The following is a 14,019-nucleotide window of genomic DNA, read 5'->3' on the forward strand; positions in this document are numbered from 1 at the left end:
CCACCCTACGAAGCTTTGCCCACCCTACGCGGGAGCTCACATCGCCGGGACGTACTTGCCGTCCTTCACCGTCAGGAGGATGCGCGAGCGGTCGTCGAGACCGTAGCGGTCCTTTTCGGTCCAATTGTAGACGCCCTGGGTGGCGACGATTTCCTTCTCGGAGATGAAGGCCTGGCGGATCGCCTCGCGGAATTCCGGCGTGCCGGGTTTCGCGGTCTTCAGCGCCACCGGGATGACCCGGCTGAGCACCAGGAAGGCGTCGTAGGAGTGGCCGGCGAACTGGCTGCGGCTGTTGGGGCCGTATTTGGCTTCATAGGCGGTGTTCAGCGCGAGGCCGGGCTTCTTGGTCAGCGCGCTGTCGGCCTGCGTCTCCGGCGACATCACCGGGCCTGCCGACATGATGACGCCCTCGGCGGCCGCGCCGGCGATGCGGATGAAGTCCATGCTGGCGGCGCCGTGGGTCTGATAGATCAGGCCCTTGTAGCCGCGCTCGCGCAGCGCGGTCTGCGGCAGCGCTGCGGCGGTGCCGGAGGCGCCGATCAGGATGGCGTCCGGATTGGCGGCCACGAGCTTCAGCACCTGGCCCGCGACCGAGGTGTCGGGACGCGCAAAACGCTCCTCGTCGGTCATGGTCAGGCCCATCGGCACCGCCTGCGCCTTGAAGTCGTTGACCCAGAGATCGCCGTAGGAATCGGAGTAGCCGATGTAGCCGACGGTCTTGATGTTGTGCGCCTTCATGTGCTCGTACAGCACCTTGCCCATGATCGGGATCGACTGCGGCAGGTCGACCGACCATTTTGCGCGCGCGTCGTTGATCGGGAATGGCGCCAGCCCGAGATGCGGGATGCCGGCCTCGTTGGCGACGGTCGACACCGCGATCGACGGCGGCGTGGTGCAGGAGCCCATGATGATGTCGGCCTTGGACTCCGTGACGAAGCGCCGCGCATTGGTGGTCGCAGCGGTCGGATCGCCGCCGTCGTCGAGCACGATCAGCTTCAGCGGCACGCCGCCGATCTCCTTCGGCACGAAATCGAGCGCGTTGCGTTCGGGAATGCCGAGCGCCGCGGCCGGGCCCGTGGTCGAGATCGAGATGCCGATGGTGATTTCATTGGTCTGCGCCTGCGACGGCGAGCCTGCGAGCGCAAAAATCGCTGCGAGCGCCGTGGCGGCGAGCGTGGCCTTCTTCATTGATTCCTCCCTGCGTATAAGTTTTTGGGGTTTAAACCGATTTTGCGGGCCAATTCAGCCCCTTCTTTAGGTCATGGGTCCCTCTGGTTAACCCATGAAGCGGTCGATCATCTCTTGCGGAAACGGCGCCGATTTCAGCCTGTCGGGGTCGTCGGGGTGGCGGCCGACCAGGACCCTGGTCTCGAACGCCTCGATCGCGAGCCGCTCGGCCTTGAACACGCGGTGCTCCACCTCGAAGCTCGAGCGCTTGATACTGGTGATCCCGGTCTCGATGGCAATCCAGTCGCCATGGGTCGACGGGATATGGAATTTCGCCCGCGTGTCGACCATGGGAATGCCGACCAGGCCATATTTGTGGACGATGTCCTGCTTCGAGAAGCCGGCGGCTTCGAACATGATCGAGGTGGAATCGTCGAACATCGCGAAGTAGCGCGGGTAGTAGACGATGTTGGCGGGGTCGCAATCACCCCACTGGATCTGCACGTCGCGCCGATGAACGAACATGATTCACCTCGATCAGAATTGCCGATCTTGCTTATTTCGGCGCCATCCGGAGCGCGGCATCGAGCCGCACCACTTCGCCGTTCAGATAGGGATTGTCGATCATGTGCAGCGCCAGCGAGGCGAACTCGTCGGCCTGGCCGAGACGGCGCGGGAACGGGATCGCGGCGGCGAGCGAATCCTGCGCCTCCTGCGGCAGGCCGGCGAGCAGCGGCGTCATGAACAGGCCGGGCGCGATGGTCAGCACGCGGATGCCGAACTGCGCGAGCTCGCGCGCGATCGGCAGCGTCATGCCGACGATGCCGCCCTTGGAGGCCGAATAGGCCGCCTGCCCGATCTGGCCGTCATAGGCGGCGACCGACGCTGTGCAGATCACGACGCCGCGTTCGCCGGTCGCCTGCGGCTCGAGCTTCGCCATTTCGGCGGTCGCAAGCCGCAGCATGTTGAACGAGCCGATCAGGTTGATCCGGATCACCTTGTCGAAATCGGCCAGCGCCATCGGCCCTTCGCGGCCGATCACCCGCTTGGCGACACCGATGCCGGCGCAATTCACCAGCACGCGCGCCGGGCCGTGCGCCTTGGCGGCCTGCGCCACCGCGGCCTCGGCCGCCGCCGCATCGGCGACGTCGCAGACCAGCGGGGTGCCGCCGATCTCGGCCGCGACGCTCTCGGCGAGCTTGGCGTTGAGGTCGCAGACCGCGACCTTTGCTCCTTGTGCGGCGAGACGGCGCGCGGTGGCGGCGCCCAATCCCGAAGCGCCTCCGGTGACGATGGCGGCCTGGTCCTTCAAATGCATGGCGTTCCCCTGTGCGACATTCAATCCAGTGTGATCACATGTGCCGGCGGCGCGGCAGCGTAGAGCGTCTCGACCAATGCGGCGCGATGCTCCAGCACGGCGCGCTGGTTGATCGAGCCCTTGTCGGTGACTTCGCCGCGATCGATCGACAGCGCCGTGTCGAGCAGGACCGCACGGCTGATGCGGTTCGACGAGCCGGTGGCGCCGGCATGGATCCGCGCAAAGCGCTCGCGGAAGGCCGCGCGCACGGCCGGATCGGCCGCGGCCGCGGCGATGTCGTTGGCGGCAAGCTTCGGGTTGATCAGGCGGCAGCCGTCGAGATCGAGGATCACGATCGCTGCCAGCGCGTCGCGGTTGAGGCCGGCGATCACGACATCGCGCACCAGCGGCGCACAGCTGCCGACGAAGCGTGCCCGCAACGGGCCGACGCTGACCCAGGTGCCGCTGGCGAGCTTGAAATCCTCGGCGATGCGGCCGTCGAAATCGAACCCGGCGTCGAGATCATCTGCAACGGCCGGCTTCAGTGCATCGCCGAACTTGTAGAAGCCTTCCTCGTCGAACGCCTTGGCGGTCAGCTCCGGCTGGCGCCAATAGCCCGGCGTGACGTTCGGGCCCTTGGCGCGAACCTCGAGCTTGCCGTTGTTCGGCAACAGCTTGGCGTCGTTGCCCGAGACCGGAAGCCCGACATGGCCGGAGCGGCTGGTATCGGGGCGTACCGACATGAAGAACGGCGAGGTCTCGGTGGCGCCGAGACCGGTCAACATCGGGACACGGTAGCCCTTCTCGCGGATCGCGAGCTCATCGAGGCTGTTCCAGATGAACGGCGACAGCGCGGCGCCGGAAAAGAACATCGCATGCAGGCGGTCGAAGAATTTCGCCCGCAGGCCGGAATCGTCGCGCAAGTACGGCAAGAGCGCTTCATAGCCCTTGGGCACGTTGAAATAGACCGTCGGCGAGATATCTCTAAGGTTTCGCACGGTCTCCTCGATGCCGCCGGGCATCGGCTTGCCCTCGTCGAGATACATCGAACCGCCGTTGTAGAGCGTCAGCCCGATATTGTGGTTGCCGCCGAAGGTGTGATTCCAGGGCAGCCAGTCGACGATGACAGGCGGCTCGTCCTTCAGGAAGGCCAGCGTCTCGCGCAGCATCACCTGGTTGGCGCAGATCATGCGCTGGGTGTTGATGACGGCCTTGGGATTGCCGGTCGAGCCCGAGGTCAGCAGGAATTTTGCGATCGTGTCCGGGCCGATGCCGTCATTGATGGTGTCGAGACGCGGATCTTCCGGCGCGACCAGGAGGTCGGCGAGCGGCGTCACGGCGCGGCCCGGCAACGCGCCGCGGCTTGCGGCGATCTCGACGCCTTCAGCGACATTGGCAAGCAGCGCGTCGGCAAATTTGTCGGCGTCGTCGACGAAGACCAGGCCCGGCGTCAGCAGCTTGATCACGAAAGCGAGCTTGCCGTAGTCGCGTGACACCAGCGAATAGGCCGGCGACACCGGGCAGAACGGGATTCCCGCATAGAACGCGCCGAACGCCATCAGCGCATGGTCGATCGAATTGCCCGACAGGATCACGAGCGGCCGCTCCGCCGACAACCCGCGCGCGATCAGCGCCGAGGCGATCCGCCGCGTGGTCTGCAGCAATTGCGCGTAGGTGATTTGCCGCCAGCCGCCGCCTGCGGCGCGCTCGGCCATGAACACGCGATGGGGCGCAGCTTTCGCCCAGTGATGCAGGCGATCGGTGAGGCGGACGGGATAGTCGGCGAGCTTTGCCTTCGGGCGGAGATAGATGGTGCCGTCGTCACGGCGCTCGACCGTGACGTCGGGATTGCCGAATGAGATCGGACGGAGCGGATGCGCTGACGATGTGGACGGCACGGCACTCATGTCGGCTTCACCTTGGCAGTCTTGCGATCGAGGAAGGCGCGAATCCGCTTCTTGGCTTCCTTGTCGCTCTGCGCCACCGTCGCCATCAGCGATTCCATCAACAGGCCGGTTTGCGGATTGGCCTCGGCGATCATCGGCAGCGCCTGCAGCACCGCGAAGTTGGTCAGGGCAGCGTTGGCCGCGACGCGTTCGGCAAGCTCCAGCGCCTTGGCCTGCGCGCCGCCGTCTTCGGTCAGATATTGCGAGAAGCCGTAGGCGGCGCCTTCGGTCGCCGAATAGACCCGGCCGGTCAGCATCATGTCCATCATCCGGGGCACGCCGATCAGGCGCGGCAGCCGCACCGATCCGCCGCCACCGACGAAAATGCCGCGCTGGCCCTCGGGCAGCGCGAAGTAGGCCGACGGCTCGGCGACGCGGATATGCGCGGAACAGGCAAGCTCGAGCCCGCCGCCGATCACGGCGCCCTTCAGCGCGGCGATGACAGGCACCCGGCAATACTGCACGCGGTCGAACACCCGGTGCCACATCTGCGAATGGACGAGGCCCTCGGTGGCGTCGCGCTCGGTCAGTTCGGAGAGGTCGAGGCCGGAGGAAAAATGATCGCCGATGCCGTGCAGCACGACCGCGCCGACCTCGTCGGGAATGGCGGAAAAGCAATCCCGCAGCGCCAGGATGATGCCGTCGTTCAGCGCATTGCGCTTGGCGGGACGGTTGAGCCCCACGGTCAGCACCGCACCTCGCGTCTCGATCGTGAGCAGTGCGGCGTCCCCCGCGGCGGCAGCGTTTCCCATCGTGTTATTGCTTCCTGTTCAGAATAGTTATGTTTTATAACTATTGATGGTGGAGTCAACAAGGATCGCACATGGATTTCTCCCCGCGTCGTCCCGGCGCAGGCCGGGACCCATAACCACAGGGTTGTGTTGTTGAAGTGAGCTGGGGCCCAGCGTTGCGCAACAATGACCTTCGGTGGTTATGGGTCCCGGCCTTCGCCGGGACGACGGCCAGCGTGTGGCGCGGCTGGTTCGTCACACAGACCACGCGTCATTGCCGCTAACATCACCCATGCAACGTTTCCCGCACTGCGGCGTTTGTTGCAGGTTGAATTTACGGCTGGGGGTTTGCGATGTCCGATTTTGTCATCGAGGAAGGGCTGCCCTATCCGCTGGGTGCCCATTGGAGCGGCAACGGCACCAATTTTGCGGTGTTTTCCGCCAACGCCACCAAGGTCGAGGTCTGCCTGTTCGATGGCGAGCGCGAGACGCATCGCTTCGAGCTGCCGGAATATACCGACCAGGTGTTTCACGGCTTCATCAACGGCGTGCAGCCGGGGACATTTTACGGCTATCGGGTTTACGGCCCCTACCAGCCCGAAGGCGGCCACCGCTTCAATCCGAACAAGCTGCTGCTCGATCCCTATGCGAGGGCGCATGCCGGTGCGCTGACGTGGAATCCGGCGGTGTTCGGCTACAAGATGGAGAGCGGCGACGACCTCACCTACGACGAGCGCGACAGCGCGCCGTTCATGCCGAAATGCGTGGTGGTCGATCCGAATTTCGACTGGACCCAGGAGCCGCAGCGGCAGGAAGCCCATTGGGATGAGACGGTCGTCTACGAGACCCACGTCAAGGGCTTCACCAAGCAGCACCCCGGCGTGCCGGAAAATCTGCGCGGCACCTATGCCGGCTTCGGCGCGCCCGCACCGATCGACTATCTGAAGGCACTCGGCATCACCTCGGTCGAGCTGCTGCCGGTGCATTCCTTCATCAACGACAGCAATCTCCTGGACAAGAAGCTGGTGAACTACTGGGGCTACAACACGATCGGCTTCTTCGCGCCGGATCCGCGCTACGCCGCCGACGTCGCCAACAGCCTGCGCGAGTTCAAGGAGATGGTGGCGCGGCTGCATGGCGCAGGCCTCGAAGTGATCCTCGACGTCGTCTACAACCACACCGCCGAAGGCAATGAGCGCGGGCCGACGCTGTCGTTCAAGGGCATCGACAATGCGAGCTATTATCGCCTGCTGCCGGACAAGCGCCGCTACTACATCAACGACACCGGCACCGGCAACACCGTCAACCTGTCGCACCCGCGGGTGATCCAGATGGTGATGGACAGCCTCCGCTACTGGGCCGGGCACATGCATGTCGACGGCTTCCGCTTCGACCTCGGCACGATCCTGGCGCGCGAGGTCTACGGCTTCGACGAGCAGAGCGGCTTTCTCAAAGCCATGAACCAGGACCCGCTGCTCTCGACCGTCAAGCTGATCGCCGAGCCCTGGGATTGCGGCCCCGGCGGCTACCAGGTCGGCGGCTTCCCGCCCGGCTGGGCGGAGTGGAACGACAAGTACCGCAACACGGTGCGCGACTTCTGGCGCGCCGAGGCGACGCCTGCTGCACTCGCGCCGCGGCTGCTCGGTTCGCACGACGTGTTCAACCGCGAGGGAAGGCGCACCTGGGCCAGCGTCAACTTCATCACCGCCCATGACGGCTTCACGCTGAACGACTGGGCGAGCCACGACAACAAGCACAACGAGGCCAACGGCGAGAACAACAATGACGGCTCGTCGGACAACCATTCCTGGAATTGCGGCGCCGAGGGCCCGACTGACAACCCCGAGATCCGCGCGTTGCGCGAACGCCAGAAGCGCAACATGCTGGCGACGCTACTCTCCTCGCAGGGCACGCCGATGCTGCTCGGCGGCGACGAGTTCGGCCGCAGCCAGCTCGGCAACAACAACGCCTATTGCCAGGACAATCCGATCTCCTGGTTCGACTGGAACTTGTCCGCCGATGCCGAGAAGCAGCTCGCGTTCACGAAGCGGATGATCAAGCTGCGGCGCGACTACCCGATCCTGCGCCGCAGCCGCTTCCTCTCCGGCGACCGCGACCCGCAGCTCGACATCCGCGACGTGGTCTGGATCAACGCCTCGGGCGCTGAGATGTCGCAGGCCGACTGGACCACCGGCTGGATCAAATGCTTCGGCATGCTGCTCGACGGCCGCGCCCGCAAGACCGCGATCGCACGGCCCGGCGAGGACGATACGGTGCTGATCGTGCTCAACAGTTTTGGGGGCGAGGTCGATTTCAAGCTGCCGGAGACGACCGCCGGGCCGCACTGGTCGGTGCTGCTGGACACCAACGCGCCGGAGGAGCCAGCCGGCCGGCATTTCGAGTTCGGTAGCGTCTACCAGGTGACCGGGCGGTCGTTCCTGCTCTTCACGGCCGGCGAGGTGAAATAGATTTGTAGGGCGGATTGCGCTTCGCCAATCCGCCCTTGCGAAACTCCGCTCAAACGGCGCAGGCCTGGACGATCTTCGGGAGATAGCTCTGGCAAAAATCCAGATAGGTCCTGACGAGCGTGGATTGGTGACGGTGCGGCGGATAGAGCAAATTGAGCGACCATTCCGGCAGCGGATACTGCGGCAGCAGGCGCACCAGACGCTTCTCACGAATTGCTGCGGCCGCAAGGAAGGGCGGCAGCTCGGTGACTACGTCACCACTGAGCGCGCGGGTGCGCAGGTGATGGTAGTCGTTGGTGGACAACACCGCCTTCGGCTCGACGGCATGTCCGCCCAATTCCCATCGTGCCCGCTCGTCGATGCGCGACGCCCATGTCGCGCAAGGCAGGCGATGCAGCGCCTCCGGATGCTTCGGCGCGCCAAACCGCTTCACCAGTTGCGGGCTCGCGACCAGAATGTTGCGGAACGACAGCACGCGTCGCGCCACCATGGCTTCGTGAACGATCGCGCCGACCCGAAGCGCGACATCGATGCCGTCCTCGATCAGGTCCAGACGACGCTCGGTCGAGTAGAGGTAAATCTCGATATCCGGGTAGCGCCGCTGGAACGCGGCCAGCAGGTCCCACCACGGCTCGAACGTTTGCGGCAATGACAGCCGCAAGCGTCCCTTCAGATGGGCCTGGTCGTTGACGACGACCTGCTCGGCCTCGAGCAGCGTCTCGATACCGCGTCCGGCATGCTCGTAGAGCCGCGCTCCGGCATCAGTGAGCTTGACGCCGCGTACCGAGCGCACGAGCAACTGCACCTTGAGCTGCCGTTCGAGATCGCGGATGCGGCGGCTCAATGTCGGCAGCGGAATTCCGAGACGGACGGCCGCAGCGGAGAGGCTGCCGGCCTGACCGACCGCAACGAACATTCTGACGGCGTTGAGGTCCATCAGCTATCCTACCATATCTGAGAGGTCTGTTGCCAATCCGAGCTATTCATTTCCAGATTTGGCTGGCTTACGTCACGCGCGGGCGGGCACCGCATCTGGAGAGCCTATGAGAACGAGCATCGTCGCAGCCATGTCATGGGCGCTAGCGGGTTCAGTCGCGTCAGCACAGACAGCAACCCGGCCGGCGCAGCCGGTCACCGTCGAAAACTACAATCGCGCACAGACCGACGTCTATTTCGCCGGCGTGGCGAAGGGCGGCGGCTTCGGCAAATTCCGCCATGGCCGCGAGCTTGCCGCTCCGATCCAGCAAGGCATCGTGCGTCCCAACCGCGACACGCTGTACTCGTTCGCGATCTTTGACCTCGATGCCGGACCGGTGACGATTGCGCTTCCGGACGGCGCCAAACGCTTCATGGCCATGCAGATCGTCAACGAGGATCAATACACCACGGGCGTCTATTACGGCGCAGGCAGCCACACCCTGACCCGGGCGACGATTGGCACGCGCTACGCCATTGCGGTGGTCCGCTTCCTCGTCGATTTTTCGAGCAGCGACGAAATCCAGCAGGTCCACGCGCTCCAGGACGCCGTCAAGTCCAGCCAGGAAAGCCCCGGCAGGTTCGAAATCCCGAACTGGGATGAGGCCGGACTGCAGAAGGTGAAAGCGGCATTGTTGCAGCTCGGCGCCACGGTGTCCGATACAAGGCGCATGTTCGGCGCCGATGCGCATCAGGTCGATCCGGTCAAGCACCTGATCGGGACCGCCATGCTGTGGGGCGGCAATCCCGAAAGGGACGCGCTGTATCTGCCGGTCACGCCGGCCCGCAATGACGGCCGCACAGTCCACCGGCTGACGGTCAGGGATATCCCTGTCGATGGCTTCTGGTCGCTCACCGTTTACAACGCCGGCGGGTATCTGCAGCCGAACCCGGCCAACGCCTATGCCGTGAACAGCATCACGGCACGACAAGCTCCAGATGGCGCGGTCACCGTCCAGTTCGGCGGTTGCGATGGCAAGATCCCGAACTGCCTGCCGATCACGCAAGGATGGAATTACACCGTGCGGCTGTTTCAGCCGCGACCGGACATGCTCAGCGGTCACTGGAGATTTCCCGAGGCACAGCCCATGGATTGATGGCCAGTCCCGTAAGGCGGATTAGCGAAGCGTAATCCGCCATTCTGCACCGCATGCCGGGCGGCGGATTACGCTTCGCTAATCCGCCCTACGAATGACGTCCCCTCCCTGCCGGCCAATTGACATTCAGCCGCCGAGTGCCAGACTTCGCCCAAAATACAGGGTGGAGACCTCTGGATGGCCAATCTTTCGGCCTCTAATCATGTCGCCCGCGTGTTGTCGGCGGCCAATCAGATGGCCGGCGTCGAGGCCGAGCCGCGGATTGCGGCGTCGTGGCGGCGCTGCCTGGTCAATCACAAGCTCGATCCCGCCCGGCGCGGCCCGCCGCAGACCCTGACCGAGGCCGAGGTCCGCCACGTCGCCGAGCCGATGGAGGATTTGATTCAGATCGCGGTGCCCGCGCTGGAGGATCTGGCGCGGGTGCTTCGCGACTCCGGCTATTGCGTCAACCTCGCCGATCCCAACGCCACCATGCTGGTGAGCCGGCTGCCCGAGGGCGACTACGCCCGCATGTTCCTGGAATGGAAGATCTACACCGGCTCGAACTTCGCCGAGACCATCGAGGGCACCAACGGGCTCGGCACCGCGCTTGCCGAGCAGCGGCCGATCATCGTGCATCGCGACGAGCATTTTCGCGAGCAGTGGCACATGTTCACCTGCGCGGTGTCGCCGCTGTTCGACCATACCGGCCGCCTCGCCGGCGCCATCAACATCACCTCCTGCCGCAGCGATATCGGCCGCGGCGCCCATGAGCTCGCGCTCGCCGTCACGTCAGAGGCGACGCGGCGGATCGAGCGCGGCGTCTTCCGCCGGCGGTTCCGCTCCTCCTGGATCGCGACGCTGCCCGGCGACGGCCACGGCATGCTGGCCTATGACGACGACCGTCGCGTGGTCGGCGCCTGCCGCACCGCGCGCGGCGTGTTCGGCCTGACCGACGCGATGATCGAGGGCGGCATCGACCTGTCGCACCTGATCCAGCTCGACGACCGCCCGACGCGCGCCCCTGAGGAGAGCATCGCGCTGCGCCGCGCCGACGGCACCCCGCTCGGGCACGGCCGCGTGGCGCCGCCGCTCCGTGCGCGCGCGCCGCGCCCGGCGCCGCCGCCGGCGCGCGACAAGCCCGCCGGGCAATTCGCCGGCCTGCACAAGCTTGCCGGAAGCGATCCCGCGCTGCTCAAGGGCGTGAAGCGGCTGATGACGGTCGGCAATCTCGATCTGCCGATCCTGCTGCATGGCGAGACCGGCGCCGGCAAGGACGTGTTCGCCCGCGCCATCCACGCCGCGAGCAACCGCGCCGCCAACAACTATGTCGCGCTGAACTGCGCGGCGATGCCGGAGAGCCTGATCGATGCCGAGCTGTTCGGCTACGAGGCCGGCGCCTTCACCGGCGCACGGCGCGAGGGATCGAAGGGGCTGATCGTGCAGGCGAGCGGCGGCACGCTGTTCCTGGACGAGATCGGCGATATGCCGCTGGCGCTGCAGACACGACTGTTGCGCGTGCTGGAGAATCGCGAGGTCTGGCCGCTCGGCGCGCTCAAACCCGTCGCGGTCGACATCCGCCTGATCAGCGCCACCCATCGCGACCTCGCCGCGATGGCCGAGACGGGCAGCTTCCGCGCCGACCTCTATTATCGGCTGCGCGGCATGGAGGTGCGGCTGCCGGCCTTGCGCGAGCGCGCCGACCGACGCGAGCTGATCGCAGACATCGCCGACGAGGAAGCCGCGCACTGCCGCATCTCGACCGACGCCTGGGCGGCGCTGATGGCACATCCCTTCCCCGGCAACATGCGCCAGCTTCGCCACGTGCTGCGCCTCGCCGGAGCCACCGCGGAAGCCGGCGTCATCACCGCGGCCGATCTCGATCTGCCGCCGGTCGGACGGCCGGCCGAGACCGGTCACGGCGCAGCCGAGCGCGCGATCATCACCGAAGCGCTGCGCGCAAGCGGCGGACGGGTGACGGAGGCGGCGAAGGCACTCAAGCTCAGCCGCGCGACGCTGTATCGGAAGATCAAGGCGTTGAAGATCGGGTTGGACGGCTGAGGCGCCGAGTTGTGGCTACGCAGTTTTCGCGACACGCCACGGCCACCCGTAGGCATAAGTGGTTGAACAACAGTATATCCAGCGTCGTCCCGGCGAAGGCCGGGACCCATAACCACCGATGGTCATCGTTACACGGTGCTGTGGCCACAGCGTTCTTCAACAACGCAACCCTGTGGTTATGGGTCCCGGCCTTCGCCGGGACGACAATGAATGCTGGGCACCGCTCGTGAAACATCCATTCACATTCTATCAGCCGCGGCGCTTCTTCTTGCCCTTCTTTCCAGACGCGCCTTTCGCCGGCCACGCGGTGACTCCAACCGCTGATCCAGCGTGGTCGGGCTTGTTGCGGTGCTTGTCCTTCTTCCCCGAAGCCGGCTCGCCGCCGAATTTCGCGGCGTTGTCGCGGTGCGGCTTGCCGCGGTGTTTTGGCCCTGCCGCCTCACGTGGCCTGTCATCTCGACGCGCATCGTGATCCGCATCGCGCCGCGGCGCGTGTGGCCGCTTGTCCGAACCTGGATGACCTCGCGGCACATCTGCCAGCGGCTCGATACGGATGCTGTCTTCCTTGTCGGGACGCTGGATCTTGACGGCGAAGGATGCCGCGACGCGCTCCGACACCTCGAACTCGGTGGTGGTATCCATGATCTTGATGGCGCCGAGGTCGCGCTTGTCGATGCCGCCACGGCGGCAGATCATCGGCAGCAGCCAGCGCGCTTCCGCATTCTTGCGTCGTCCGATCGACGCGCGGAACCAGACGCTGGCTTCCGTCATGCCGTGGCGCGCCGATGGCTTTCCGGTCTTGGACCGCGGCCGCTCCGATCGATCGTCGCCGCGTGACGGCCGCGCATCGTCGCGACCGCGATCGTCACGCGACCGGCCGCGGCTCTCGCCGGGATCGATGATGTCCTCGGGCGACGGAAGTCGCGCGCGATAGAGCCGCGCCAGCGCCGCGGCGATCTCTTCCACCGACCGCTCGGCCAGCAAGGCCTGCGCCAGCACCTGATCCTCGGCCGTCGACTCCTCCGCGAACACCGGATCCTTCAGCATGCGGTCGTGATCGAGCTTGCGGATCTCGTCCGCCTGCGGCGCCGTGCCCCAGACGGCATCGATGCCGGACAGATCGAGCAGCGTCTCCGCGCGCCGTCGTCGTGCCGGCGGCACCAGCAGAACGCTGACACCCTTGCGACCGGCGCGGCCGGTGCGGCCTGAGCGATGCTGCATCACTTCCGGGTCGTTCGGCAGATCGGCATGGATGACGAGATCGAGGCTCGGCAGATCGATGCCGCGCGCCGCCACGTCGGTCGCCACGCAGACCCGGGAGCGTCCGTCGCGCAGGGATTGCAGCGCCTGGGTGCGTTCGTTCTGGGTCAATTCGCCTGACAGCGCGACGACGGAGAAGCCGCGCTCCAGCAGCGCCGCCTGCAGATGCCGGACGGCATCGCGGGTGTTGCAGAACACCAGCGCGCTCGGCGCCTCGAAGAAGCGCAGCACGTTGACGACCGCGTGCTCGACATCGGCGGGCGCGATCCGGATGGCGCGGTAGTCGATATCGGCATGACCGCCCTCGTCGCCCGCGACCTCGATCCGGAAGGCGTCCTGCTGATACTGCTTCGCCAACGCGACGATGCCGCGCGGAAAAGTCGCCGAGAACAGCAGGGTGCGGCGGGTGTCGGGCGTCGACTCCAGGATGAATTCCATGTCCTCGCGGAAGCCGAGATTGAGCATCTCGTCGGCTTCGTCGAGCACGACGGCCTTCAGTTCCGAGGTGTCGAGATGGCCGCGGCGCAAATGATCGCACAACCGGCCGGGCGTCCCGACCACGATGTGCGCCCCGGTGGCAAGCTCGCGCTGCTCGCGCCGCGGATCCATGCCGCCGACGCAGGAGACCACGCGTCCATCCGCGTGCTGATAGAGCCAGGCGAGCTCGCGGTGGACCTGCAGCGCCAGCTCTCGCGTCGGTGCGACGATCAGGGCGAGCGGCGCGGCCGCGCGCTCGAACCGCTTGGCCTCGCCCAGAATATCGCGGGCCATGGCGAGCCCGTAAGCGACGGTCTTGCCGGAGCCGGTTTGGGCCGAAACCAGCACATCGCGGCCGACGGCATCGTCGGCAAGGACGGCGGTTTGAACCGGGGTCGGCTGATCATAGTTGCGCTCGGCAAGCGCCCGGGCGAGCGGCGGGCTTGTGGTCGAAAATGACACGGGAAAAACCTTGTTTGGCGAAGGACGTCGAACCGCGCGACGTGAACGCGCGGGGTCCGGCAGAGGGCGCGGCCCCGCGCATGACGATTGATTGCGGCC

At 66.0% G+C, this 14,019-nt stretch carries 10 protein-coding genes; 3 read left to right on the forward strand and 7 right to left on the reverse strand.

Annotated elements, in window-relative coordinates; all coding sequences use genetic code 11:
- Positions 1-36: 36 nt before the first annotated feature.
- The 5 genes from IC762_RS33960 to IC762_RS33980 all read right to left on the reverse strand — a co-directional run bounded on the left by IC762_RS33960 (position 37) and on the right by IC762_RS33980 (position 5,162).
- Positions 37-1,188, reverse strand: coding sequence for an ABC transporter substrate-binding protein (locus IC762_RS33960; RefSeq protein WP_195786424.1), 1,152 nt, complete (start codon positions 1,186-1,188; stop codon positions 37-39).
- An 87-nt stretch (positions 1,189-1,275) separates the two neighbouring features.
- Positions 1,276-1,692 (reverse strand): acyl-CoA thioesterase, encoded by a 417-nt coding sequence (locus tag IC762_RS33965; RefSeq protein WP_195786425.1) that lies wholly within the window; start codon positions 1,690-1,692, stop codon positions 1,276-1,278.
- 31 nt (positions 1,693-1,723) lie between these two features.
- Complete coding sequence (locus IC762_RS33970) at positions 1,724-2,485, reverse strand: SDR family NAD(P)-dependent oxidoreductase (protein ID WP_195786426.1); 762 nt, start codon at positions 2,483-2,485, stop codon at positions 1,724-1,726.
- A 20-nt stretch (positions 2,486-2,505) separates the two neighbouring features.
- The gene (locus tag IC762_RS33975; protein ID WP_195786427.1) at positions 2,506-4,371 is read right to left on the reverse strand and encodes a feruloyl-CoA synthase; all 1,866 of its coding nucleotides are present in this window, start codon (positions 4,369-4,371) and stop codon (positions 2,506-2,508) included.
- A complete protein-coding gene (locus tag IC762_RS33980) occupies positions 4,368-5,162 on the reverse strand; it encodes a crotonase/enoyl-CoA hydratase family protein (protein WP_195786428.1) in 795 nt (264 codons plus the stop codon). Before IC762_RS33980 ends, IC762_RS33975 begins: the two co-directional genes overlap by 4 nt.
- A gap of 332 nt (positions 5,163-5,494) precedes the next feature.
- Here IC762_RS33980 and glgX point away from each other — a divergent pair, with 332 nt between their 5' ends.
- Positions 5,495-7,609 (forward strand): glycogen debranching protein GlgX, encoded by a 2,115-nt coding sequence (gene glgX / locus IC762_RS33985; protein WP_195786429.1) that lies wholly within the window; start codon positions 5,495-5,497, stop codon positions 7,607-7,609.
- Between the two features lie 49 nt (positions 7,610-7,658).
- On the opposite strand, the gene IC762_RS33990 is transcribed toward glgX, so the two are convergent.
- Positions 7,659-8,546, reverse strand: a complete 888-nt coding sequence (locus tag IC762_RS33990; protein WP_195786430.1) for a LysR family transcriptional regulator — start codon at positions 8,544-8,546, stop codon at positions 7,659-7,661.
- Between the two features lie 106 nt (positions 8,547-8,652).
- On the opposite strand from IC762_RS33990, the gene IC762_RS33995 reads away from it, so the two are divergent.
- The gene (locus IC762_RS33995; protein WP_195786431.1) at positions 8,653-9,681 is read left to right on the forward strand and encodes a DUF1254 domain-containing protein; all 1,029 of its coding nucleotides are present in this window, start codon (positions 8,653-8,655) and stop codon (positions 9,679-9,681) included.
- A gap of 177 nt (positions 9,682-9,858) precedes the next feature.
- The gene (locus IC762_RS34000; protein ID WP_195786432.1) at positions 9,859-11,721 is read left to right on the forward strand and encodes a sigma-54-dependent Fis family transcriptional regulator; all 1,863 of its coding nucleotides are present in this window, start codon (positions 9,859-9,861) and stop codon (positions 11,719-11,721) included.
- A gap of 249 nt (positions 11,722-11,970) precedes the next feature.
- Here the strand turns inward: IC762_RS34000 and IC762_RS34005 are convergent, their stop codons facing one another.
- Positions 11,971-13,920 carry a DEAD/DEAH box helicase gene (locus IC762_RS34005; protein ID WP_195786433.1) on the reverse strand — a complete coding sequence of 650 codons (1,950 nt, stop codon included), beginning with the start codon at positions 13,918-13,920 and terminating at the stop codon, positions 11,971-11,973.
- Between the last annotated feature and the right edge of the window lie 99 nt (positions 13,921-14,019).

Origin of the sequence: Bradyrhizobium genosp. L, from assembly GCF_015624485.1 — a bacterium.
Classification (GTDB): domain Bacteria; phylum Pseudomonadota; class Alphaproteobacteria; order Rhizobiales; family Xanthobacteraceae; genus Bradyrhizobium.

Coding starts and splice junctions, on each gene's coding strand:
- IC762_RS33960 (WP_195786424.1), bottom strand. CDS start 1,188: ATGAAGAAGGCCACGCTCGCCGCCACGGCGCTCGCAGCGATTTTTGCG.
- IC762_RS33965 (WP_195786425.1), bottom strand. CDS start 1,692: ATGTTCGTTCATCGGCGCGACGTGCAGATCCAGTGGGGTGATTGCGAC.
- IC762_RS33970 (WP_195786426.1), bottom strand. CDS start 2,485: ATGCATTTGAAGGACCAGGCCGCCATCGTCACCGGAGGCGCTTCGGGA.
- IC762_RS33975 (WP_195786427.1), bottom strand. CDS start 4,371: ATGAGTGCCGTGCCGTCCACATCGTCAGCGCATCCGCTCCGTCCGATC.
- IC762_RS33980 (WP_195786428.1), bottom strand. CDS start 5,162: ATGGGAAACGCTGCCGCCGCGGGGGACGCCGCACTGCTCACGATCGAG.
- glgX (WP_195786429.1), top strand. CDS start 5,495: ATGTCCGATTTTGTCATCGAGGAAGGGCTGCCCTATCCGCTGGGTGCC.
- IC762_RS33990 (WP_195786430.1), bottom strand. CDS start 8,546: ATGGACCTCAACGCCGTCAGAATGTTCGTTGCGGTCGGTCAGGCCGGC.
- IC762_RS33995 (WP_195786431.1), top strand. CDS start 8,653: ATGAGAACGAGCATCGTCGCAGCCATGTCATGGGCGCTAGCGGGTTCA.
- IC762_RS34000 (WP_195786432.1), top strand. CDS start 9,859: ATGGCCAATCTTTCGGCCTCTAATCATGTCGCCCGCGTGTTGTCGGCG.